Raw genomic sequence first — 22,616 nt, 5'->3', positions numbered from 1 at the left:
TCATTCGCCCTTTCGGTTCGCTGCCGAGCTCTTCAACGCCATATCGTCCCGGTGGACCAACTCGGCGCGGCCACGGTAGCCGAGAATCTCTGATATTTCACTGCTCTTGCGGCCGATCATGCTCGCCGCCTGGGCATGGTCGTAGGCCGCCAGACCGCGCCCCAGCTCGTCGCCCTCGAGCGTGCAGATCGAGACCGCATCGCCCCGCTCGAACTGCCCTTCGACCCGCTTCACGCCCGCCGGCAGCAGGCTCTTGCCGTTGCACAGCGCATTCGCCGCGCCCGCATCGACGACCAGCACGCCCTTGGGCTCGAGCGACCCGGCGATCCAGCGCTTCCGGGCTGCGACGGGATCGCTATGAGCGACGAACCAGCTTCCCCCTTCGCCGTCAGAAAGAGCCTGCAAGGGGTTCAGCACCTTGCCGCTGGTGATGGCCATATGGGTGCCTGCGCCGACCGCAATCTTCGCCGCCTCCACCTTGGTCACCATCCCGCCCTTGGAGAGCTCGGAGCCCACATCGCCCGCCATGGCCTCGATCTCCGGCGTGATCTCCCGAATTTCTTCGATCCGCCGGGCATTGGAATCCTGCCCCGGCGGCGCGGTGTAGAACCCGTCGATATCCGACAGGAGAACGAGGCAGTCGGCGCTCATCATGGTCGCGACCCGGGCTGCCAACCGATCGTTGTCTCCATAGCGGATCTCGGTCGTCGCCACCGTATCGTTCTCGTTCACCACCGGCACGGCACCGAACTTCAGCAGCGTGTTCATGGTGCTGCGGGCGTTCAGATAACGGCGCCGGGTCTCCGTATCGGCAAGCGTCAACAGGATCTGCGCCGCCACCAGACCGCGCTCCGCCAGCTTGGAATCGTAGGCATGCGCCAGATCGATCTGCCCGACCGCCGCGGCAGCCTGGCTCTCCTCCAGCCTCAGCGGGCCCTTGGGCAAACCCAAGGCATGGCGGCCGAGCGCGATCGAGCCCGAAGAGACAAGAATCACCTCCTTGCCCGCATTCCGCAGCGCGTTCACATCGTCGAGCAGGGAATCCAGCCAATCCGTTTTCAGCTGGCCCGTCGCGCCATCCACGAGCAGCGACGACCCGATCTTCACGACGATCCGCTTGGCGTCGCTCCATTCGGCGCGCGAGCTCACGGCTGCCATCCCTTCTTGGGCGAGGCGACCTCCTTGGCTGCGGCCTCGCAAGCGCGGATCGCATGGCTTAGGGCACGGACCGCCTCGTCCATGCCCGCACCCGTGACCGCCGAGATCAGCATCGGCGCCTTGCCGGCCGCCGTCTTGAGCGCTGCGACCTTCTCGTCCAACTCTTCTTCCGGGATGGCATCGGTCTTGGTCAGCGCAAGCAGCTCTGTCTTCTCCGTCAGCCCCGCTTCGTACTGCTCCAGCTCGTCCCGCACCGTCTCATACGCCTCGACAGGATCCTCTTGCGTCCCATCCACCAGATGGAGCAGCACATCGCATCGCTCGATATGGCCCAGGAACCGGTCGCCGATTCCCGCACCCTCATGGGCGCCCTCGATCAGACCGGGAATATCGGCCAGCACGAAATCGTGCCCGTCGGTGCGCACCACCCCGAGATTGGGATGCAGCGTCGTGAAGGGATAGTCGGCGATCTTCGGCTTTGCCGCGCTCACCGCCGCGAGGAAGGTGGATTTGCCGGCATTGGGCAGCCCCACCAGCCCGGCATTGGCGATCAGCTTCAGCCGCAGCCAGACGGTAAGCTCTTCGCCTTCCTGACCTTCATTGGCCCGCCTGGGCGCCTGGTTGGTCGAAGATTTGAAGTGGAGATTGCCGAACCCGCCATTGCCGCCATGGGCTAGCACGACCCGTTCTCCCGGTTCCGTCAGGTCTGCCAGAAGCGTCTCCTGATCCTCCGCATAGATCTGCGTGCCCGGCGGCACCTTCAGAACCGAATCCGCGCCCCCGGCGCCCGTCCGGTTCTTGCCTGCCCCGTTCGTGCCGCGTTTCGCCTTGAAATGCTGCTGGTAGCGGAAATCGATCAGCGTGTTCAGATTGGCCACGCATTCGGCAATCACGTCCCCGCCCCGCCCGCCATTGCCGCCATCGGGCCCGCCGAACTCGACGAACTTCTCCCGTCGGAACGAGACGCACCCGTTACCACCGTCTCCGGCCTTCAGATAGACCTTCGCCTGATCGAGGAATTTCATCGGTTTGTTCCGCTTGGACAGCGGCCTTTCTAGCGGAAAATGGTTAGCGTGCCGCTTCGCGCGCGACATCCGCTCGCGCCAGCCTGTAAAGCACGCAGCGGGACTTGCCGTCCCGGGATTCGCTCTCACGGAGCTCCTCCCCGCACCGCGCGAAGCCGAGCTTGCCGAGAACCCGGGCCGACGCCGGATTGTCCTCGAAATGCCCGCCCAGCAACGAGTCGAAACGCTCCGTCGCGAAGGCGTGGACGATCAGTTCCGCCACCGCTTCCGTTGCGAAGCCTTGCCCCCAGAAGGGCTTGCCGACCCAGTATCCCACCTCGGCGGTCTGTCCGCCGTCATCGGAGCGGTAGCCCGTGCAGCCGATCAGCTTGCCGTCGGATTCGATGGCGAAGACCGTGCCTTCTTCGCCTGCGGCCACGGATTTCAGCCATTCCGAGGCCTGCCATTCGCTGTAGGGATGCGGGATCGAGGCTGTCATGCGGGCGATATCGCGGTCGCCGGCCAGCAACGCAATACGGCCCGCGTCTCCCATGGAGAGCGGGCGCAGGATCAGCCTCAGAGTGCGGAGTCTCATCGCGCTTTCCTCGTGGTGGCCGCCGGGGCGACGCCACATGGAAAGGCAGTGCGGCGCCGACCGGAAACAGGCCGCGCCGAAGGGCGGGCCTGGCCTAGCTCGGCTTGACCGAAACGAAGACGCGGTCCTGCGCCTTGCGCTGGAACTCGACCACACCCTCGATCTTGGCGAAGATCGTGTAGTCCTTGCCCATGCCGACACCCTCGCCCGGATGCCACTTGGTGCCGCGCTGGCGGATGATGATATTGCCCGGGATCACGTGCTGGCCGCCGGACTTCTTAAGCCCGAGGCGGCGGCCTTCGGAATCGCGACCGTTGCGGGACGAGCCGCCTGCTTTCTTATGTGCCATGGTTCAATTCCTTCTCGCGCTCGTGCCTAGCTGTCGGACTTCTTCGCTGCAGGCTTCTTGGCGGCCGGCTTCTTCTCGGCAGCCTTCTTCGCCGCAGGCTTGGCATCCTTGTCGGCGGCCTTCGAGGTCGGAGCCTTCTTGGCCGGCGCCTTCGCCTTGGCGGCGGGCTTCTTCGCTTCGGTCGTCTTGGCCTCGACGGCCTTGGCCTCGGTCTTGGTATCCGCAGCCTTGGATTTGGCGGCGGTCTTCGCCGGAGCCTTCTCCTCGGCAGCCTTCTCGGTCACCTTGTCCGACGTATCGGCCTTCTTGGCCGCCGTCTTCGAGGGCTTCTTGCCGCCCGTGAGGATCTCGGTGATCTTCAGCGCCGTCAGATGCTGGCGGTGCCCGGCCGTGCGGCGATAGTTGGAGCGGCGCTTCTTCTTGAAGACGCGGATCTTGCCGGCACGCTTGTGCTCCACGACCTCGGCCGCGACGGTCGCGCCCGAAACCAGCGGTGCTCCGGTCTCCGGCTTGTCGCCGCCGACCATCAGAACCTCGCCAAGCTCGACCGTGTCGCCCGGCTCGCCGGTGACGGTTTCGACCTCGATAATGTCGTTCGGCGCAACGCGATATTGCTTGCCGCCTGTGCGAATGACCGCGAACATGTCTAAATCTCGCTTATCTCGCGATTGATATGGGGCCGGCCGCGCCTCGCGTCACCCTTGAAGATCTTCAGTGCAGATCGTCCAGACGACGCAAAAAGGCCGCTTGGCGCGAAACCGCGAGCCAAGGGCCGGATCGGCGCGGAATATAGAAGACAGGTTCGATATGTCAATTGCTGTTGGCATCGATCTATAACGTGACCTATCCGGCGAATGAGCGCGTATGCGTCCGCTCATGCTTTCGGCTCTTAGCCCCACCTTCGCGCCCGGCGGCCTAATCTAGTTGCGATCGGATCGTCCGCCGATAACATGCGCGCTCCGCGATCCCCCGCTCAAGCTCCCCTCAAGAGACGTCACGCCAGTGTTGAACTTCTTCATCCTGTTCCACAAATGTGGGAACTCGTACGTCAAGGCCGTCCATAAGCACGACCGGAAGACTCGTTTCGTGATGAGCGTTCGGCCGGGTGAAGCAGATACTCTCCTCGGTCACGACGAGCCCGGCACCCCGGTGAACGTCCGCTGCCGGAATTTCGGCTTGAACGTGGTCGAGCAGCACAACCTGCTTTCCGTCGATGATGCCCGGTTTCTCGTTTTCACCCGCCATCCGGCGAGCTTCATCCTTAGCGCGGTTAAATACCATCTCCGCGGCTCTGAGGAGTGGGCTGTAAACCGTCCGGAGCCGCATTTGGGTGGCGTATCCTTTACGACTGCACTCAACGCGACCGACGATGAGGCCGAGCGTCAGATCATCGCCATGACCCAGTTCGAGAGCCTCTACGAGAGACAGGCCTCGTTTGCCGAATGCTTCGCCGGTGAGAAGTTCATGCGCGTGCGTTGCGAGGAGCTCTTCGCAACGGCAGATCCCGAATATTTCGAACGGATCGCTGAGTTTCTCCGCCTCGACGACCGGCCGAAATTCGCCCGCGCGCTTCGGAAGGCCTCGCCCTCCAGCATGCGGTGGCTGCCCGGCCATTCCACGGGCGCATTTCAGGAGCGTGACCCGTATGCGGCATTAGCGCCGAGAGCGAAGGACCACTACGACCGCCACTTCCGGCGCTTCGCCGACAGGCTCGGCTACTAGAGAAGCGCTAAAGCCCATCTTGCGGGGGAAACCGACAAACGTTACAAGGCCCCTCCCGCGCAGCGACCACACATAACGCTATACGCGCCAAAGCACGGAGAGGTGCCGGAGCGGTCGAACGGGGCGGTCTCGAAAACCGTTGTACGCGCGAGCGTACCGAGGGTTCGAATCCCTCCCTCTCCGCCACTTTCCACATCGCCAAGATTCCTTGAGTTTCACTGCATGACACAATTCGGCGGCGGGAGATAATCGAGGCTGAGCTTGCCCCCATTGATGCTGGGCTCGGCATAGGTGCGCTGGAAGGTCACGAACGGGTCCTGTCCGTCCAGGATGGCAATCTCGAGATTGGTCACGATGGGCACCCCGGGCGCAGTCGGCACCTCCGCGGCGCACGTGCTGGCGCTCATATAGACCATGTCCGGATCGGCGAGCTGTTCCGGCGGTAGCTTCGCCTTTAGGCACGCTTCCATCGCGGCCTTGTCCGGCATGACAGCGACGGCAGGCCCCCAGCCGCGGATCCCGACCACGTGGGAGATCTTGCCGCTGCCGTCTCTCCGCTGCGCTCTGCACGCGTCGCCGTCAGATCGAATGTACCGAAGTGACCGTCGGCATGGATGGCGCCGGAGCTTCCCCCCTCGTAGACCAGGGTAAAGGCGTAATCCTTGCCGTATTCGGTGCCCTGGCAGGCAATGCTGAGCGTCTCAGCCGAAGCCGGACCGGCCGCCAGCAGCGCGAGGAGGGTGGCCGAGACCGCAAACCGATACGTCATCCGACTTGTCCTTTCGAATGCGGACCGTTTGCGGCCTGCGCGGCCGCTCACTGGCCGCTGCAGCGTACGGGCCCCAGGGAAAGCTGCTTGTTGATCGCGCTGGTGACGACCTTGCTCATGGCCGCGTTCTGATCGGCGGCGCAGGCATTGAACACAGCCACGGGATTGCCGTCCTTCACGCCTTGCGCGCTGCAGCACCATGGCAGCGCTGCCCTGCACGCATCGCTCTTGGCCTCCGCGCCGGCGGGGCATGCACAGCCACCTTCCAGCCCCCCGGGCGCACACGCTGCGCCGCGAATATCGTCGGGGATGGCCACCTCGGCCGCCGACGGCGTCTTCGGAGTATCCGCGGGCGCTTCGACGGCGGGCGTTTGCGCAGCGGGCGTTTCCGGTGCCTTGCTGGCGCCGACGGGCTCGCAATAGGAGCCGGCGGCGTTCGGTGATTCGAGCACGACATTGCCGGGCGGACAGGCATGCTGCCCCTGCGGTTCGGCGTCGGCCGGTGCCGCGTCCGGCTCGATCTCCGCCGGCGCGATCTCCGCCGGCTCGGATGGTGCGGGCGCGACGGACCCTCCACCGCTGGAACCGCTCGATTTATGCTGGGTCTTCGATCCGCCGCTGGACGACGAGGGCTTCTTGGCCGGATAGGTCTTCTTCTGAACCGGTTGCTCTTGGACCTTCTTGCGCCGGCGAAGCGGCTTCTCCAGCAGTCCGCCACCGCTTCCGTCCCGGCCGCAGACGATGGCGCCGCCCACGAGACGGCAGCCGATGCCGACTTCGACGACGAGACCGTTTGTACTGGTCGTCCCCAGCCAAGGACGTGACGCCGGTTGCGCCATGGCGGCCGATGCCGAGACGATCCCGAGCAGACCAGCGCACAGCAGGAAGGCGACGGCGAGAGAAACCCGATATCCCTTCATCGGACGATCACCTCATCGCACCGGTCGCCCGTTGTCCCCGATGGGCAATGGCAGTTGGGATAGGTGCCCTCCATGTAGGACGGACACACCTGGCGCGGCGTGGGTCCGGTCGGCTGCGGCTGTGGCGCCGGTGCAGGTGGCTGGCAGTGTGGCGGCGAGCCGGTCCAGCCGGGCGAGCACTGGGTCGGATAGCAGCTGCCTTCGGTGAAGCGCGTGCCGGGCGGGCAGCAATTCGGCGGCGTGCCATTCGGCCGGTCAGCAGGGCATGTGGCCGGCGCCTGCTGGATCTCTTCGCAATAGGCGCCGTACTTGTTCGGCCGGCGCAGCTGACGATACCCCGGCGGGCAATCGGGCCGCTGCCTTTCCTCCTGCTTCTGCTTCATGGGAATGCAGATCGGGTAGCGGCCGACGGTGCCCGGCGGGCAGGGCTGCACCTCCTGCTGAAGCGGACGGCACGATCCGCGGGAGTACTGATAGCCTTCGGGGCAGCAGCGCGGCGGGGTGCCGACGGGGCGGTCCGGCGGGCAGACATTCGGTGTCTGAGGCGCCTGCTGCTTCTGGGGCGCCCGGCAGGTGCCGTTCACATAGTCGAGCCCGCGCGGGCAGCGGCATTTGCCGCTGCGGTATTCCAACCCGGCCGGGCAGGTCTTACCGGACTTCGAGGGATAAGCGCCCCCCGTTCCGGTACCGGGCTTGGGCGCAGGCGTCTCAGGCTGCTTGGAAGTGTTCGTTCCGCCGGTCCCGATCGATTTGCAATCCGGATAGGTCCCGCTCGTGCCGGCAGGACAGACCTGCTTAGGCGCCACGCAAGCGGCCCCGTCCCAGCTTTGACCCGCCGGGCAGGCGCATTCTCCGCTTCTGGTCTTGACCAAGCCACCGGTGCATTGCGGCTCGGTCGAAACGACATGGCAGGAAGTCTCGGTCGGCGCGGCCCCGGTGCCGCCCGTGGCGGCCGGTCCCTTGCTCGTGGGCTCAGGACCGCCGATGGCCGCGCAATTGCTGAACCAGCCTTGCTCGGAGACGATCTCCGGCAGCTTCACCACCATGGTGTATTTGTTGTGCTCTCCCGGATCGAGCCGCATCTTGCCGGTGCAGGAGAACGGCAGGCTCGTGGGCGCGGGCGAGCACGGGAAGGGATCGTTGGCGGCGCTGATCGAGACGATCTCCGCCGATTCCAGACCCACGAGATTGTCGACCACCGTGACCGGATCGTCGTGCACGATCTTCTCGTCGTTGAAGATGTCGAGGGTGAAGGTGCAGGTGGTGCCCGGACGGCAGTTCTGATCGCCGTCCTTGGAAACCTTCACCTTGAATGGGTCGAGCTTGACCTCTGCGCAACCGAAGCCGGCCGGGCCGTCGCCGCCGAAGGCCGCGGCGCAGTTCTCAAGCACGTTGTTCTTCTGCCAAAGCGGACCAGGCGTCACCAGAACATCGAGGCTGAGGGATCCGCCGACCGGGATCACCCGCTTGGCCTCGACCGGCTTGCAATCGATACTGCGCGCGTCTGCACTGGTGCAGGTCCAATCCGCGCTTGCCGCCGCCTCGACCTTTGACGGCGCCGATTGCGGGATGCCCTTGGACGAATTCTCTGCAACGCCGTCATGCACCCGGAGATCGCCCTGGAATACGGCCGGCCCGTCATTGGTAACGACGATGCGGAACGGACAGCTCCCCTTCAGGTCGCAGACGCCGTTGCTGGTCGAGACCTTGACCACCGAGAGATTGGACGTCGCCATGGCGCTCGCCACGGAGATGCAGTCTCGCGGATGATCGGAAGCCGCCGCCGCCGGCCCGACGATCTCGGCGCAGTTTTGGAACGTGGTCGCTGTGGTGAGGTTCGGCTTCGTCGCGTAAATGATGGTGATGGATTTGCCGGACTCAATGGTCACCGGCGCCGACGTGCTGCAACCTTCAGCGCCGCAGACAAAGGTGATGCCGCCGCCGACCGGCACATCGTGCTGCCGCCGCCGGGGGTGAAGCTGTCGCTGAAGGTGAACGGGCCGGCATAGGTCCCTGGGCCGACATTGTTGACGATGACGATGAACTGGCAGCTCTCCGACTTCTTGTCGGCGGCGAGATCGCAGCGGATCGGGCCGTGCTTCTCGAGCCTCAGCTGCGGGCCATTGGTCAGCGTCAGCGTCGCGCAGCTTGGCGTCTGCCCGGTCATGGTCGCGCAGTTCTTCATCTCCTTCACCGAGCCGGTGCCGGCACCGAGGCTCGCGGCGAACGAGAAGCGCTTGATGGCGTTAGGGCCGCCGGCGGCATCGAGCTGCAGGGTTGCCGTGCATTTGAAGCCCGTGCCTTCCTTGGGGCAGGTCCACGGCTCGCCAGGAGAGACCGTTGCGCCCCCGAACAGCGCGCCGTCACCAGTCAGATCGTCGGTGAATTCGACTGGACCGTTGATCGGCTGATCGGTGCCGTTGGCGACGGCGATGGTGAAGCTGCAAACTTGCGGGTTGCCGGCGCAGCTGCCGCCGGTCTTGACCACCGAGAGCTTTCCGGGCTCACCCGGCAACGGCAGCGCGCTATTGATATCGGCGCATTTCGACGGTTGATCGGAGCCGACCGAGGCCTGCCCCGTCAAAGTCGCGCAGTTGTGGAACGACCGCGCCAGCGGATTGCCCGGAACGATCTGAACACTGGCTGTGACGCTCTTGCCGGGCTCGATGGTGACGGGCTCCGGTGCCAGGCTGCAGTCGGTCGTGCCGGTGCCGGTGCCGGCGATGCAGGACCAGCCGCCGCTGGACGATCCTTTGGCGGTGATCGAGCCGAACCCGGGGGACGTGACAAGGTCGTGGAAGCTCACCGGGCCGGCATAGGTCGCATTGCCCGCATTGGTGACGGACACGTTGAAGGTGCAGGTCTCCGAAGCATTGCCGGCGGCCGGAATGCAGGCCACCGGCTGTTTGTCGATGCGCAACATCGCTCCTTGGACGAGAGGTGCTGTGGCGCAGCTCGAGGGCAGCCCCTCGATAGTGGCGCAGTTCTTCATCTCCTTCACCGTTTCGGTGCCGGCCCCGAGGGTGGCGGAGAAGGTGAAGGTCTTGGACGCATTTGCGCCGCCCTTGGCGTCGAGCTTCAGGTTGGCGGTGCAGACGAAGCCCTGCCCCTGCTTCGGACAGCTCCAAGGCGCAGGAACGCCGCTCAGCGCCGCGCCCGCAACCGGGGCGCCATCGCCGCTCAGATCGTCGGTGAAGGTCACCGGCCCGTCGATCGCCTTGTCGGTGTCGTTGACGACGGTGATATCGAAATCGCAGACCTGCGGACTACCGGCGCACGCCTTGGCGGATTTTTTCTTGCTGATCGAAAGCTTGCCCGGGACGATCGGTGTCGCCTTGAGTGGCAGGCTGGCGCAGGCCGGCTGCGGCTTGGCCGGGGGATTGCGCCCTGGCCTCCAGCACCGGGCGCGACGGCAACGCCCGCCGTCGCCTTGCCGATCGAGCTTAGCTTGGCGGTGGAATAGGAGACAGTCACGGCGTTGAGCATGCTGCCGTTGTCGCCGATATTCGGTGGCGCCCCGACCGTCAGGTTCATGTCCGCCGTATAACTCTGACCGGGCGTCAGCGTCACCTCGCCGACATTGCAGACGAGTTGCTTCGCCTTGTCGTCGGCGCGCGGCCCGCAAGCCATGGCCGGGTTCGCCGTCACCGAGTCGACCTTGACGCCGGCGCCCCTGACTGACGTTACCGGATCGGTGTAGACGAAGTCGGCATTGAGCACGATGGAGAAGGTGCGGGTCTCGGCGCTCGTGTTCGTGGTGGTGAAGCGCCACGGGCAGGACTGCGCCTTGGCACAAGAATTTCCGGCCGGCACCAGCTCGGTCTTGAAGCCATCCTTGTCGCTGCTGAGCGGCGCCATAACCGGTGCCGCGGGGGCAGCCACCGGCGGAAGCTGCGGCTCCACCGAGGCGCAGTTGTTCATGGTCGTCGCCGTGGCTTTGGCGCCGATCTTCAACCCCATATTGAATTCGTCGCTCGCGCCTGGTGCGAGCGGCGTCCCGCGTTCGCAGCGCGTTGGAAAGCCTTTCGAGCAGCTCCAAGGAGCGCGCGGCAACACGGCCATATCGTCACCGGGAAGATCCAGCGCGCCGTCGCCCGTCGGCGCGTCCACCACCGTCAGCTTGTCGACTGGCGCATTGCCGTCGTTCTTCACCTTGATCTTGAACTCGCATCCAGTGGCGCCGGAGCAATCCGCCACGACGGCTTCCTTGGAAATGCTGAGACCGTTGCCTTGCGGCACCGGCTCGCCGGGTTTCGGCCCTGCTGGCGCGCCGCCGGGGCCCACTCCGCCACCCGCGCCGCCGTCCCCTCCGGGAGTCGGCCGGGTCGTCGGCATGACGGCGCAGGACTGCGGCGCTCCTGGGGGTACCCCGGTCGCCGCAGGCGCTGCCGGGGCCGGCGCAACCGCCTCAACCCCCGGGACGAGCCCTTCCTTGTTCGGGGCTGCGCCGGCGGCCGCCGGCGGATTGGCGGCGGCTTGCTGCGCCCTGCACTGATCGAGCACGGTCTTTTGTGCCGATAGGAGGCTTTCGGGACTTGCCGCGGTCTGCATGCAGAGCTTCTTCTGCTCGGCGAGGTCCGCCGACATGAATCCCTGGTTCAAACTGCAATTCAGGCGCTTGTTCTCCTCGCCTCCTACTATGGCCTGCTTGGCATAGTCATCGCAGCCGGGCGCCTTTGCCTTGCACTGCACCAGCAAGGCGGTGCGCGCGTTGGTTTCCTGGGCGATGATCGGAGCATTGACGGGTTGCGCCATGCACCATTTCTCGTGACTCATCTGATCGCGTGTCCACCGCCCGGCGGGTTCCCGATCAATCGCGCAGTTCAGCTGCTCGGCTTCCTGCATTGCGCCGTCCGCGGCCCGTCCATAGGCGTCGCAGGTCTCGCTAAGGAGGCATTTGAGCGGGGCTACGTTCGTGAAGGAGGTGGTGCCGCCGCCGGCCGTGATCGCCTTGCCGGTCACGCTGCCGTCCGGCCCGACCGTGCCCTGATAAGTCACCACGGTTTCGAAATCGGGCGGAGTGTCGTTTGGCCAGCGGACGACGAAGGAGAATCTATCCTGGGTTATCGTCCCCGCTTGTATCTCCGCCCTTTGCGGGCCATTGGATGTGATCCGGCTGGCGGTGCCGGTGAGCCTGCTCGGCTCGCCGCCTCGAGGAACCTGCTTAAGATCGAGGAACGAGACAGCGCCTCCAGTCCTCTGATTGACTGAGAAGCCGTCTTTCTCCCATCGCACGCAGAGATTCTTGCCCGACGGATCACCGTCGGCGACCCGGTGGAGGAAGCGCCATGGCAAAGGCGTCTGCTGTGGCACGGCGAAGCTTGCGAATTTCAACAGACTATTGCCGTACGGCACGAGCTCACCTTTCTGCTCGGGCGCAGCCGGTTTCGGCGCGGGTGCAGGCCCCGGTGCCGCCGGCAGGGGAGTGATCGTGGTACAGTTCTTGACCGCTTCGGCGGCACCGATCGGGCCGGTCTCGAAGCCGACCTGAAGCTGAATACTGGTCCGGGGCGGAATACCTTCGGCTCTGGTGCAGGCGAAATTCGGCGGGGCCGAGCTGCAGGTCCAGCCGGCTGTGCTTTCGACGAGCTTGGCAGTGGCCAGAGCAGCGTTGCCGGCCGACAGCGTGTCCTGCACGGTGATCGGACCCGGAGCCTCTTTCTCGGTGGTGTTCTCGACGAGGATCTCCCAGCGGCAGACTTTGGTCTCGTCACAATGGGTCGAAGTATTGAGCTTGGTAATCGCGAGGTCGCCAATCTGAGCGGGCTCCCCATTGGTGGCCTCGGTCGTCTTGCCGCCGCCACCGCCGGGCGTTTCCGGGACAGTCGTGCCGCCTCCGCCGACGACTGGAGGTAAACCCGTGCCGCCGCCACCCGCCACGGGCGGGAATCCACCGCCGCCGGCGATGGGCGGAAAGCCACCGCCTCCACCCCCGGCGATTGGTGGAAAGCCTCCAAGACTGCCGCCCGCGATGGGCGGATAACCCGCCTCGCCCTTGCAGATCTGGAAGGCTTGCGTGTCGCCCACATGACCGATGAGGTCGGGCTTGTCCTGTTTCGGGCTGAAATTGATAAGGGCGCTCGTCGCCGGCGCATCGGCGGGTTCGACGGCCGAGGTCGAGCTCACTTGCGCGCCGTGGCCGCTGCCATCTTCGGCGATCCCCTCGACGCTAAACACGATGCTGGCATCGCAGGTCTGGGTGTCGAGGCTGCCGTCCTCGGTAAAGGCGTATTGCAGGCCGGCACCGCCGGCGCCCGCCTCATTGCCCGGGCCGGTGCCCACATTATAAGTCTGCGGCTCCGGCGACCAAATGCCGGGGGTCGCTGGATCGTCGGGCTGTTCGAGCTTGAACAGCAGTGGCTTGGCCGAGCCCGGTTCGGTGAAGGCGGTATAGTCGTAAGACGCCTTCAGGGGACGGCGCAGGCCCAGGATCATGTCGCCCTTGGCGTCGAAGGCGATGTTGGCCACCACCACGGGCTGCTCCGTCTTCACCTCCAGCTCGGATCGGGCATCCTCGGCGAAGGCGCCGTCCGGCTCGAGGCCGACGGACCAGATCTCTGGCCCCTGATCCACGGAGTAATAAAGCCGTCCGCCGTGGACGGTGAGACCCCGCACCCGGCGGGCTTCGGGAGTGAAGCCCCAGGTCGACGGATCCTCCGCCTTGAAGTCCGGACTGGTGATGTCGGCGCGCTTGCCGTCATCCTCCAGGGGCTTCAGCCCCCTGGCGGGCCGGCCGGCCACGCCGTGATCGAACTGGCCGAGATTGGCCGCGTTGTAGTCGAGGCCGAAGCGATGGATTAGGCCGGTATCCAAGTCCGAGGCGTAGAGGTTGCGGCTCGCCGGATCGATCGCGAGCCCGCCGAGCCCCGGGCCGCTATTGGCGATGCCGGTGAAGGCCGTATCGGCCAGCAGGGTCGCTTCCCCTGTCCTACCGTCGATCTTCCAGATGGCGCCGGGACTTGCGCCGTCAAGACCACCGAACTGGCCCGGCATGAACCTCGCGCCGGCTTCGCCCGTCTTGAGACGGACGGGCAGCCCCTTCGCGTCGGGCTTGGCGCCTATGATGTTCAAACCGTAGGCCGAGGTCGCCGCGGCGTAGAGGCTGGGCGAAAGCCCATCCTTCCCGGGATCGAAGATCAGCGAATAGACCTGGCCGATATCCTTCGCAGGGACGGCGAACTTCACCAGCGGCGAAACCAACTGGCCCTTCAGCGGACCGCCGAGATATCCGAGGTCGTAGACCGTCAGCGCGGCTGCGGACTCGTCGATCACGGTCTGGTCGATGGGATTTGTCCCGGCAGGTAGGCTCGGGGACGAAAGCTTCGTGCCGGCGAAACCGGAGATTGCGAGATCGCCCGGGGCCAGCCCGCTTGCCCCACCCCCGTCCTGCGCTGCCAGCGCGCCGAGAGACGCGAGGAGCCAGAAGAGCGCCCAGGAGATGAGAATAACGAAACGGTTGAGAGAGAGGCGGAATCTGCCGCTCCGCCCGCGCCCTGATCCGCAATCAGGGAGCCGGCCCGCTCCGAGAGCTGGACCGAAAGCCACGACCATGCTTCACAACCACCATAAGGCAGCCACGGGATACAGAGCCGGGCTCGACGAGCAAACTATCGACGAATCTTAAAGTTGCAAACTGGAATAATATTCTCTTTGCGTGCGTTGGCGATTCTGCTTCCAACCCGGTCGCAACTGGATCTAGATAGCTGATCCAAATTCTCTGCCGCCCTCGGTGGCGGCGACCTTCAGGGCCGGACATGCGCCTCAAGGGTCGAATTCAACGAATGCTGCTTGCCGGGCTGGCCGCGTCTATCGCTGCGGCCACGGGACCCGCCTTGGCAGGTGACCGCGCGCCCGCCGTTATCCGGTCCGGCGTCTTCCTCAACTTCCCTGAGCAGTTCAACCGCTACTACACCGATCCGGCCTGGCGGCCTTCGACGACCCTCTATGCGAGCCCGGAGGCAGCGGCGACGGAACGACACGCGGGGCCCCGGCGAACCCGTCCGATGCGATCGAATCCGCCCGCCCCGGCACCGAGATCCGCTTTCTGCCTGGCGTCTATGCGGGCTGCTTCGAACTCTCTCAGAGCCAAAGCGGCACCTACGATCGACCCATCGTTCTGACCGGAGAGCGCAATGCGGACGGCTCCATCGGCGTGCTTATGACCTGCTGCCCCGACGAGCGCGCGACCTGCTTCAACCTGGAGAATGCAAGCTACGTCGCCATCGACGGCTTCGAGCTGATCGGCGGCAAATACGGTGTGCGCGCTGTTGGAGCCGACTACCCCGCGAGCGATCATTCACGCGGCATCGCCGTGATCAACTGCATCGGCCACGATCAGCGCCGCGATCCCTTTTTCTCCGGCCAATCGGATTGGAATGTCTGGGAAGGCAACGTCGCCTATGGCGCGGGCGAAGAGGACGGCCACGGCATCTACCTGAGCAACGGCAGCGATTGGAATCTCGTGCGTTTCAACGAGACCTACGGAAACAGCTCCAGCGATTTCCAGATCAACGCCGATCCCCAATCGGCCTGCGCCGATGTCGGCATCGCCTTCGACGATCCGCGATGCGACGCCTTTGCCGGCGGGGGAGAGGGCGGCCAGGGCGCCAGCGATTACTTCCTGGTGGAGAACAACTATTTCCACGACAGCCTGGGCCCTGGACCCAACTTCACCAGCGTCCGCCGCAGCATCATCCGCAACAATATCTTCGGGCCTCAGACCCGACACAATGTCAGCTTCTGGCAGGAGACGGACAATCCCAGGCTCGGCTCGAGCGACAACAAGATCCTGCACAATCTCTTCATCACGATGGGGGCCCACGCCGTGCAGTTCGTCAACGGCTCGACCTGGAACCTGTTCGCTAACAACGTGCTGATCGGGGTCAGCCGGAACGGAGCGACCGTTACCGCGAACCCGGACGCGCTCTTGATGGAGGTCGACGAGACCACGGCCGAGAACAGCTATCGCGGCAATCTCTATATCTCCGGCAGGCTGGACGGGCGGGAGCCCAACAGCAGCGAGTTCGCGCTCTCCAATTTCGAGCCCGGCTGGTTCGCCGATTTTCCTGCCGAGATGACCCATGACCCCGATGCGTTCGCACCGGGACCCGAAGCCCCCTTCCTCGACAAGGTCGCTCCCGAAGACGATGCTCGCTTTGATCGCAATGGACAGCCGCGATCGAACCCTGCCGACCTTGGTCCGATCGAAGACCTGGGTTCCGTCGATTCGGAGTGATCTCGCGGTCACCGCCGATGCTGGAGGCCGAGAGCTGCCGCGTCAGAGATTGCCGCCGTTATAACGGCCGAAGCGCCGGGCGAGGTAGAGCGCCACGAGCAACGCGCCCAGCAGGAAGATCAGGATATGCAGCGGCAGGCGCCAGTCGAACGCGCCCACCCGGGCAAGCAGCAGCCAAGCGACGATAAGATTGGCGAAGCCCCAAAGCACATTCACCGTCGATGACGAGACGCCTTCGCCCAACGGCCGGGCGAAGGGTGTCTGGAACGGCCGCCCCATGCAGCCGGAGACGAGGTGGGGAATGGCGTTCACGGCCAGGGCCCCTGCGAAGAACCAGGCGATCAGGGCAAGGATGGGCATTGTGTCTCCGGATGCTGGAAGCAGACATGCTATCGTCTTGGCAAATCGCGCCCTGGCCCATGAGGTTCCATGATGAGGCTCCATCGGATCGCTCAGCGGAACAATTTCACGCCCACGCGACTGTGGGTTCGCGACATCTGATCTTCGAGGCCCCCGATGCTCTCTCTTCTCGTCTTCTACGGCTCCTACCGTTCCGATCGCATGGGCATCCGGCTCGCCCGCTATCTCGTCCGCCAGTTCACAGAGCGTGGCCACGACGTGGAGCTGATCGACGCGAAGGAGGTGAACCTCCCCATGCTCGACCGCATGTACAAGGAATACGATGAAGACGAAGCGCCCGCGGCCATGGAGACGTTGGCCCAGAAGATCCGCGCCGCCGACGGCTTCGTTTTCGTCACCGGCGAATATAACTGGGGTATGCAGCCGGGCCTGAAGAACCTCACCGATCACTATCTGGAAGAATGGTTCGGCCGGCCCGCCGCAATCGCGAGCTATTCGGCCGGCCGGATCGCCGGTGCCCGCGCCAGCATGGCTTGGCATGTGACGCTCAATGAAATGGGCATGCCCGTGGTGCCGACCACGATCACGGTCGGCCAGATTGGAAAGGCGCTGGATGAAGACGACCAGCCCCAAGGCGAGGGCGGCGGGGCCCTGGAGAAATCCTTCCCCCAATTTGCCGACGACCTCGCCTGGTGGGCCGAGGCGGCCAAAGCCCAGCGGGAGAAGACGCCGCTGCCATATTGAGGGTGTCCCCTCAGGCCTCCACCGGCGCCGCGGCCGGCTGCCCCATGCGGTTCCAGGCGTCCAGCCCGGCGACCTTGTAGGCTTCGGCCAGGGTCGGGTAGTTGAAGGTGTTCTCCACGAAGAAATCGACCGTGCCCTGCAGGTTGATCACCGCCTGTCCAATATGGATCAGCTCCGTGGCGCCCTCGCCGATGATATGGGCGCCGAGCAGCCGGCGGGTCTCCAGAGCGAAGATCAGCTTCAGGAAGCCTGAGTTCACCCCCATGATGTGGCCGCGGGAGGTCTCCCGGAAGCGCGCGACACCGCACTCATAGGCGACGCCGCTCTCCCGCACCTCTTCTTCCGACTGCCCGACCGTCGAGATCTCCGGCACCGCGTAGATGCCGTAAGGGAAGGCTTCCGGCGGCGGCGAGGCCGGCATGCCGAAAGCGTGGCAGGCGGCCAGACGCCCCTGCTCCATGGAGGTGGAGGCGAGGCTCGGAAAGCCGATAATGTCGCCCGCCGCATAGATATTCGGTACGTCCGTCTGGAAGGTGATGGGATCGACCTTCAGCCGTCCTCGCTTGTCGGCCTCCAGCCCCAGCGCAGCGAGATTGAGACTGCCCACGCTGCCCGAGCGCCCGGCGGCGAACAGCAGGCATTCGGTGTTCACCTTGCGCCCGTCTTCCAGCGCCACCTGCACCCCGCGGTCGGACTTGGTGATCTCCTTCACCGCCGCGCCCAGCCCCACCATGCCGCGGTCGCGCATCTGGTGGACGAAATCGGCCACCACCTCCTTGTCGATGAAGTCGAGGATGGTGTCGCGCCCTTCGATCAGCGTCACCGGCACGTCGAGGGCGGAGAAGATCGTGGCGTATTCCACCCCGATCACCCCGCCGCCGATCACCGTGAGCGAGCGCGGTAGTCGGTCGATCTCAAGGATCTCATCGGAGTCGAACACCCGCTCCCCGTCGAACGGCACGTGGCCAGGCCGGTAAGGCTTGGTGCCGACGCAGATCACGCATTTGTCGAATTCGACATGGGTGATCTCCTCCGTATCGGTCGTCAGCTCCACGGTGTTCGGCCCGACGAAGCGCGCCTCGGCCAGGGCGAAGGCCACCATGTTCCGCATGAACTGGTGCTCCAGCACCTCCACCTCGTGGTCCAGCGTCTTGTGCAGCCGCTCGGTCAGATCAACCGCGGTGATATCCTGCTTCACCCGGTAGGCCCGGCCGTAGAAGCCGCGCTCCCGCCAGCCGGACAGGTTCAGCACCGTCTCCCGCAACGTCTTCGAAGGGATCGTCCCCGTATGCACCGAGACGCCGCCGAGGCGCCTGCCCCGGTCCACCACCAATACCGATTTGCCGAATTTCGCCGATTGCACGGCCGCCCGCCGACCGGCAGGCCCGCTGCCGATCACCAGCATATCAACCTTGTCCATAATCCCCCGAAACGGTTAGACGCCGTTCCTCCCTCGCTCAAAGCTTGCAGCATTGTGCAACTGCGAAACAACAGTTTTGCGGGACGGAAGCGCGATTTCTGGCCTGAGCGAGCCGAAGCCTCCCTAGTTCGGCATGCCCTCGAACTGGGGCATATCGAGCGGAACGGCCCATTTCAGCCGGCGCTTGGTAAACATCTCGAGCTTCGGCTCGATCAGCTCCGGCCGGTCGAGGCTGCCCAGCATCACGAAGACGAGTCCGGGGAAGCTCTCCAGATTGCTGGTGAACAGCCGGGCGCCGCAGGTCGGGCAGAAGTTTCGGTCGAGCTTTTTGCCGGAATCGGCGACGTAATGCTCCGCCTCCGGCGTGCCGCTGGTCAGGATGAAATCGTCCTCCGGCACGGCGAAAAACGTCGCCGCCTCACCGCCAGAGGCCTTCTTGCAGTCGAGGCAGTGACAAACGGCAACGAAGTCGGGGTCCTTGTCGAACCCGAACGTCACGGTGCCACAGGCGCATTGGGCAGTATATTTCTTGGACATGGCTGGCCCCTTTCGGCAAAGGCCGTTTCACGGGAAGCCTGCCTGACCGGCACCTTCCCAATCCGCTCAATATACTCCGTGGTTGCAGAAACGGGGAGCGCTACCGGCTCCCCGCCGCTCGTCCTTTTGCCGCGTTCTCTCCGCGCGTATCCCCAAGGATCGTGGACTGCGCCATCACCGTGCTTGCCCCTTTCCACAGCCGGGCTATGTTGCACTGCAACAAACCCGCGAATTTCGCGATCCAGACAGCAATGGAGGAACAACATGCACGGTCGTCCGCGCCGTAGCGCACTCTATATGCCCGGCTCAAACCAGCGCGCGCTCGAGAAGGCGAAGACGATCGCCGCCGACGCCCTGATCTTCGATCTGGAGGACTCCGTTGCCCCGGACGCCAAGAGCCGCGCCCGCGAACAGGTCTGCGCGGCGGTGAAGCAGGGCGGTTATGGCGACCGCGAGCTCGTGATCCGCGTGAACGCCCTGGAGACCCCGTGGGGCACAGACGATCTCCACGCCGCCTGCGAGGCCGCGCCCGACGCCATCCTCGTGCCAAAGGTCATCCATTCCGGCGACATCATCTCCGCCGCGAAGATCCTCCAGAGCTGCAACGCGCCCCAGAAAGTGCGGCTTTGGGCCATGATGGAGACCCCCATGGCCATCCTGACGCGCGCACCATCGCCGCCACGGCCGTCTACGAGGATAACCGCCTGTGCTGCCTCGTCATGGGCACCAACGACCTGATCCGCGAATCCCGGGCCCATGCCCATTACGACCGCTTCGCCGTCGTCCCCTGGCTCGCCATGACCCTCGTCGCCGCCCGCGCCTACAAGCTCGACATCCTCGACGGCGTCTATAACGACTTCAACGACGAGCAGGGCCTGCGCGAGGAATGCGAGCGCGGCAGCAGCTTAGGCATGGACGGCAAGACCCTGATCCATCCGAGCCAGGTCGGCCCCTGCAACGAGATCTTCACCCCCTCCGCCGAAGAGGTGGAATGGTCGCGCAAGATCATCGCAGCGTTCCGCGAGCCCGAGAACGAGAACGAAGGCGTGATCGTGGTCGAAGGCCAGATGGTGGAGCGCCTGCACCTCACCATGGCGGAACGCACCGTCGATATCGCCGAGCAGATCGAGGCAATGGAAGCCGCGATGGGGTAAGGTTCGCGGCGAGGGAGGATTCGCCGATGACCGATACGCTGCAGACCGAGCAGGCTGAGAACGCCGTGCGCTTTCAATATACCGAAGACGACATGGTCGCCGCCCACGCGGCCTGGTGGTCGGGCTCGGCGAGCTGGCAGACCTTCCTGAAGTTCGGCGTCATCATCGGCCTTCTCTATATCGGCCTCGTCTATGTGGCGAATTGGGGCAACCCGACCACACCGCCCCAGATCGCGGGCGCGCTCCTAGTGGCCATCGTCGTGACCTTGGCCGGGTTCGCCATCGGCTACGTCATCACGCCGCGCCGCGCCCGGAAGATGTATCGCCAGCACAAGGCGCTCGGCGGGGAGCACCAGATCGAATGGGACGATGACGCCATCCGCATGAAAAGCGGTATCGGCTCCAGCGAACTGCCCTGGACGATCTTTCATTGCTGGCTCGACGGGCCGGGCTCGCTGCTTCTTTATCAGGCGAACAATCTCTTCCACGCCATTCCGAAGCGTGGCCTTTCGGACGCCCAGTTCCGGGACATCATCCGCTGCCTGCGCGCCGCCGGCGTCCCCGAAAAGCCCCGCTTCGGGTTTCTCAGATCCGGCGCCTGAACGTCCGCACCGCGGCGGCCGCTGGACAAACCCGCCGCTCCCGTCTACTGGCATTGACGGCGCGCCCGCGTGGGTTGTGCCGGCGTTACTGAGGACGGACAGGGGGCAGGGATGGAGCCGGGTCTCAAGGTCGATCCAACGCATTTGCCGTCGTTCATCACCCCGCCGGGCGACACCGACACCCTGATGGTGGTCGTCGCGCTGTTTTTGCTCTTCGCCGTGCTCGGCGCCGGCGCCCTCTTCCTCACAGTTCACGCGCTCCCGGAGCGCATCGCTCACCGCTCAAAAAAGCTCCAGATGGAGATCGTCGCGGTGCTCTGTCTGCTGGCCCTGTTCTCGCATCAGCACCTGTTCTGGGTCATCGCCCTGGTTCTGGCGATGGTCGACCTGCCAGACATCACCACGCCCATCCGCCGCATGGCGCCGCCCTCGAGCGCATGTCCGGTCTGCCCTCGATTGCCGATCCCGAGATCGCCCGCGCCGAAGCGGCGGGCTGGGACGCCGCCACACCTGCCCCCGCCGCCGTGCCCGGCCCGCCAAGGGAAGAGCCCGCAAAGGAAGAAGTTGCAAGGGAGGAGAACTCGGCGGAGGACGCTGCCGCCACGTCTCCGGCCAAGGAGTCCCAGAAGACGCCGCGGGCGAAGGAGTCCAAGACCGCTTCAGCCAAGACCGATCCCGCGAAGACCGATCCGGCGAAGACCGATCCGGCGAAGACCGATCCGGCCAAGACCGATCCGGCCAAGACCACCACACCTGAGAGCAAGGAGAGCTAGATGCTGGAGCTTCTTCTCTGCTCGATGGTCACGGTGCTGCCCGACTATCTCTATCGCCGCTACGTGCAGGGAAAGCGCTTCGGCCACGAGATCACCCTCTTCTCAGTCTGGTACGAGCTGCGCTGGGGCATCGTGAGCTGCCTCATGCTCACCGTGCTGCTGATCACGCTGGTCTTCTACTACCACCCCTCCAGCACCGCGGCCGCCTCGGTGTTCCGCACCGTGCCCATCGTGCCGGAGATCAGCGGCAGGGTCGCCAAGGTCGAGGTGCCGGTCAGCGGCGAGGTGAAGGCCGGCCAGGTGCTCTTCCGCCTCGATGACGCGCGGCAGAAGGCCCAGGTGGAGAGCCTGAAGCGGAAGGTCGAGGAGATCGACGCCCAGATGCAGCTGGCCGAGGCCGAAATCGCCAGCGCCGAAGGCCAGCTCCGCCAGGCGAAGGGCGACTATCAGCAGGCTTCCGACGAGCTCCGCACCAAGCGCGAGCTGTTCCAGAAGAACGCCAACGTCGTCTCCCGGCGCGAGCTGGAGGATCTGGAGACCGCCGTCGATGCCCGCCAGGGCGGGGTCGATGCGGCGGAAGCGGTGAAGGCCCAGGCCGAGCAGAAGCTTGCGACCCTGCTTCCCGCCCAGAAGGCGAGCGCCGAAGCCTCCTTGAACGAAGCGGAGGTGCAGCTCAGCAAGACCGTGGTGCGCGCCGGCGTGACCGGCCGCGTCGAGCAGTTCAACCTTCAGCCCGGCGATTTCGTCACCGCCCTCGGCCGGCCTGCGGGCGTCCTGATCCCGGCGGACTCCGGCCGGGGAACGCTTGCCGCCGGCTTCGCTCAGATCGAAAGCCGCGTGGTGGAGACCGGCATGATCGGCGAGGCGACCTGCGCCGCCATGCCCCTGACCATCGTGCCGCTGGTGGTGACCCGCCGCCAGGACTACATCGCCTCGGGCCAATACTCAGCCCAGCAGCAGCTTTTGGATACGACCGATCTCGGCGCGCCCGGCTCCATCCTGGTGCGCCTGGAGCCGCTCTATGCGGGGACGCTGGACGACCTGCCCCCCGGCAGCGCCTGCCTGGTCAACCTCTACAGCAACCATCACGAGGAGCTGGAAAGCGGTGAGCTCGGCGTCTTCCAGTCCCTCTACTATCACGGGGTCGACACGATCGGCCTGGTCCACGCCGCCATCCTGCGCATCCAGGCCATCATGCTCCCGATCCAGACCCTTGTGCTGGATGGGGGGCATTGAGGGGACATCGCATCTAGGACGAATGGACCGATGTGAGG

The 22,616-nt window shown here is 65.2% G+C and carries 19 protein-coding genes, 1 tRNA gene and 2 pseudogenes; 8 read left to right on the top strand and 14 right to left on the bottom strand.

Annotated features, from left to right (window positions below):
• The 5 genes and pseudogenes from proB to rplU all read right to left on the bottom strand — a co-directional run.
• A complete protein-coding gene (gene proB, locus A7A08_RS06215) occupies positions 1-1,158 on the bottom strand; it encodes a glutamate 5-kinase (RefSeq protein WP_069094619.1) in 1,158 nt (385 codons plus the stop codon).
• Entirely contained in the window at positions 1,146-2,183 is a 1,038-nt protein-coding gene (obgE, locus tag A7A08_RS06210) for a GTPase ObgE (RefSeq protein WP_069094618.1), read from the bottom strand. Before obgE ends, proB begins: the two co-directional genes overlap by 13 nt.
• A gap of 43 nt (positions 2,184-2,226) precedes the next feature.
• Positions 2,227-2,757, bottom strand: coding sequence for a GNAT family N-acetyltransferase (locus A7A08_RS06205; protein WP_069094617.1), 531 nt, complete (start codon positions 2,755-2,757; stop codon positions 2,227-2,229).
• Positions 2,758-2,851: 94 nt separating this feature from the next.
• Positions 2,852-3,106, bottom strand: coding sequence for a 50S ribosomal protein L27 (gene rpmA, locus A7A08_RS06200; RefSeq protein WP_069094616.1), 255 nt, complete (start codon positions 3,104-3,106; stop codon positions 2,852-2,854).
• A gap of 218 nt (positions 3,107-3,324) precedes the next feature.
• Positions 3,325-3,750: pseudogene (rplU, locus tag A7A08_RS06195) on the bottom strand (50S ribosomal protein L21); the annotation flags it as partial.
• A 358-nt stretch (positions 3,751-4,108) separates the two neighbouring features.
• Between rplU and A7A08_RS06190 the strand changes: the two are divergent.
• Positions 4,109-4,828, top strand: a complete 720-nt coding sequence (locus A7A08_RS06190; protein WP_141693866.1) for a hypothetical protein — start codon at positions 4,109-4,111, stop codon at positions 4,826-4,828.
• Between the two features lie 96 nt (positions 4,829-4,924).
• Positions 4,925-5,014, top strand: a tRNA-Ser gene (locus tag A7A08_RS06185).
• A gap of 29 nt (positions 5,015-5,043) precedes the next feature.
• Here A7A08_RS06185 and A7A08_RS06180 read toward each other — a convergent pair.
• Genes A7A08_RS06180 through A7A08_RS06160 form a run of 6 tightly spaced genes read right to left on the bottom strand, consistent with a single transcriptional unit; the run spans position 5,044 to position 14,062 of the window.
• Positions 5,044-5,298 (bottom strand): hypothetical protein, encoded by a 255-nt coding sequence (locus A7A08_RS06180; protein ID WP_141693865.1) that lies wholly within the window; start codon positions 5,296-5,298, stop codon positions 5,044-5,046.
• Positions 5,283-5,597, bottom strand: coding sequence for a hypothetical protein (locus A7A08_RS15910; protein WP_141693864.1), 315 nt, complete (start codon positions 5,595-5,597; stop codon positions 5,283-5,285). The genes A7A08_RS06180 and A7A08_RS15910 overlap by 16 nt, the downstream gene beginning before the upstream one ends.
• Before the next feature lie 47 nt (positions 5,598-5,644).
• The gene (locus A7A08_RS06175) at positions 5,645-6,517 is read right to left on the bottom strand and encodes a hypothetical protein (protein ID WP_069094612.1); all 873 of its coding nucleotides are present in this window, start codon (positions 6,515-6,517) and stop codon (positions 5,645-5,647) included.
• Positions 6,514-8,469 carry a hypothetical protein gene (locus A7A08_RS06170; RefSeq protein WP_208430580.1) on the bottom strand — a complete coding sequence of 652 codons (1,956 nt, stop codon included), beginning with the start codon at positions 8,467-8,469 and terminating at the stop codon, positions 6,514-6,516. The genes A7A08_RS06175 and A7A08_RS06170 overlap by 4 nt, the downstream gene beginning before the upstream one ends.
• Entirely contained in the window at positions 8,403-9,719 is a 1,317-nt protein-coding gene (locus tag A7A08_RS06165) for a hypothetical protein (protein WP_069094610.1), read from the bottom strand. Before A7A08_RS06165 ends, A7A08_RS06170 begins: the two co-directional genes overlap by 67 nt.
• Positions 9,716-14,062 (bottom strand): hypothetical protein, encoded by a 4,347-nt coding sequence (locus tag A7A08_RS06160; RefSeq protein WP_141693863.1) that lies wholly within the window; start codon positions 14,060-14,062, stop codon positions 9,716-9,718. The genes A7A08_RS06165 and A7A08_RS06160 overlap by 4 nt, the downstream gene beginning before the upstream one ends.
• A gap of 613 nt (positions 14,063-14,675) precedes the next feature.
• On the opposite strand from A7A08_RS06160, the gene A7A08_RS06155 reads away from it, so the two are divergent.
• On the top strand, positions 14,676-15,752 hold the full coding sequence (locus A7A08_RS06155; RefSeq protein WP_069094608.1) for a right-handed parallel beta-helix repeat-containing protein: 1,077 nt from the start codon (positions 14,676-14,678) through the stop codon (positions 15,750-15,752).
• 42 nt (positions 15,753-15,794) lie between these two features.
• Here the strand turns inward: A7A08_RS06155 and A7A08_RS06150 are convergent, their stop codons facing one another.
• Complete coding sequence (locus A7A08_RS06150) at positions 15,795-16,112, bottom strand: hypothetical protein (protein ID WP_069094607.1); 318 nt, start codon at positions 16,110-16,112, stop codon at positions 15,795-15,797.
• Positions 16,113-16,268: 156 nt separating this feature from the next.
• On the opposite strand from A7A08_RS06150, the gene A7A08_RS06145 reads away from it, so the two are divergent.
• Positions 16,269-16,856 carry an NADPH-dependent FMN reductase gene (locus A7A08_RS06145; RefSeq protein WP_069094606.1) on the top strand — a complete coding sequence of 196 codons (588 nt, stop codon included), beginning with the start codon at positions 16,269-16,271 and terminating at the stop codon, positions 16,854-16,856.
• 10 nt (positions 16,857-16,866) lie between these two features.
• On the opposite strand, the gene sthA is transcribed toward A7A08_RS06145, so the two are convergent.
• Positions 16,867-18,276 (bottom strand): Si-specific NAD(P)(+) transhydrogenase, encoded by a 1,410-nt coding sequence (sthA, locus tag A7A08_RS06140; RefSeq protein ID WP_069094605.1) that lies wholly within the window; start codon positions 18,274-18,276, stop codon positions 16,867-16,869.
• A 123-nt stretch (positions 18,277-18,399) separates the two neighbouring features.
• A complete protein-coding gene (locus A7A08_RS06135) occupies positions 18,400-18,813 on the bottom strand; it encodes a GFA family protein (RefSeq protein ID WP_069094604.1) in 414 nt (137 codons plus the stop codon).
• A gap of 264 nt (positions 18,814-19,077) precedes the next feature.
• Between A7A08_RS06135 and A7A08_RS06130 the strand changes: the two are divergent.
• The 4 genes and pseudogenes from A7A08_RS06130 to A7A08_RS06115 all read left to right on the top strand — a co-directional run bounded on the left by A7A08_RS06130 (position 19,078) and on the right by A7A08_RS06115 (position 22,578).
• Positions 19,078-19,967 (top strand): annotated as a pseudogene (locus tag A7A08_RS06130) (HpcH/HpaI aldolase/citrate lyase family protein).
• A gap of 26 nt (positions 19,968-19,993) precedes the next feature.
• Entirely contained in the window at positions 19,994-20,569 is a 576-nt protein-coding gene (locus A7A08_RS06125) for a YcxB family protein (RefSeq protein WP_069094603.1), read from the top strand.
• Between the two features lie 437 nt (positions 20,570-21,006).
• Positions 21,007-21,342: a hypothetical protein gene (locus A7A08_RS16475; RefSeq protein ID WP_069094602.1), complete on the top strand. Its 336-nt coding sequence runs from the start codon at positions 21,007-21,009 to the stop codon at positions 21,340-21,342.
• Entirely contained in the window at positions 21,343-22,578 is a 1,236-nt protein-coding gene (locus A7A08_RS06115; RefSeq protein WP_069094601.1) for an HlyD family secretion protein, read from the top strand. It begins immediately after the preceding gene.
• Positions 22,579-22,616 lie beyond the last annotated feature (38 nt).

Origin of the sequence: Methyloligella halotolerans (assembly GCF_001708935.1) — a bacterium.
Taxonomy (GTDB): domain Bacteria; phylum Pseudomonadota; class Alphaproteobacteria; order Rhizobiales; family Methyloligellaceae; genus Methyloligella; species Methyloligella halotolerans.
Note: the sequence above shows the minus strand (reverse complement) of the source record. Positions and strands in the feature narration are given on the sequence as shown.

Bases quoted from the DNA above. Each gene is read 5' to 3' on its own strand.
- proB (WP_069094619.1), bottom strand. From the start codon at position 1,158: ATGGCAGCCGTGAGCTCGCGCGCCGAATGGAGCGACGCCAAGCGGATC.
- obgE (WP_069094618.1), bottom strand. From the start codon at position 2,183: ATGAAATTCCTCGATCAGGCGAAGGTCTATCTGAAGGCCGGAGACGGT.
- A7A08_RS06205 (WP_069094617.1), bottom strand. From the start codon at position 2,757: ATGAGACTCCGCACTCTGAGGCTGATCCTGCGCCCGCTCTCCATGGGA.
- rpmA (WP_069094616.1), bottom strand. From the start codon at position 3,106: ATGGCACATAAGAAAGCAGGCGGCTCGTCCCGCAACGGTCGCGATTCC.
- A7A08_RS06180 (WP_141693865.1), bottom strand. From the start codon at position 5,298: ATGGAAGCGTGCCTAAAGGCGAAGCTACCGCCGGAACAGCTCGCCGAT.
- A7A08_RS15910 (WP_141693864.1), bottom strand. From the start codon at position 5,597: ATGACGTATCGGTTTGCGGTCTCGGCCACCCTCCTCGCGCTGCTGGCG.
- A7A08_RS06175 (WP_069094612.1), bottom strand. From the start codon at position 6,517: ATGAAGGGATATCGGGTTTCTCTCGCCGTCGCCTTCCTGCTGTGCGCT.
- A7A08_RS06155 (WP_069094608.1), top strand. From the start codon at position 14,676: ATGACCTGCTGCCCCGACGAGCGCGCGACCTGCTTCAACCTGGAGAAT.
- A7A08_RS06150 (WP_069094607.1), bottom strand. From the start codon at position 16,112: ATGCCCATCCTTGCCCTGATCGCCTGGTTCTTCGCAGGGGCCCTGGCC.
- A7A08_RS06145 (WP_069094606.1), top strand. From the start codon at position 16,269: ATGCTCTCTCTTCTCGTCTTCTACGGCTCCTACCGTTCCGATCGCATG.
- sthA (WP_069094605.1), bottom strand. From the start codon at position 18,276: ATGGACAAGGTTGATATGCTGGTGATCGGCAGCGGGCCTGCCGGTCGG.
- A7A08_RS06135 (WP_069094604.1), bottom strand. From the start codon at position 18,813: ATGTCCAAGAAATATACTGCCCAATGCGCCTGTGGCACCGTGACGTTC.
- A7A08_RS06125 (WP_069094603.1), top strand. From the start codon at position 19,994: ATGACCGATACGCTGCAGACCGAGCAGGCTGAGAACGCCGTGCGCTTT.
- A7A08_RS16475 (WP_069094602.1), top strand. From the start codon at position 21,007: ATGTCCGGTCTGCCCTCGATTGCCGATCCCGAGATCGCCCGCGCCGAA.
- A7A08_RS06115 (WP_069094601.1), top strand. From the start codon at position 21,343: ATGCTGGAGCTTCTTCTCTGCTCGATGGTCACGGTGCTGCCCGACTAT.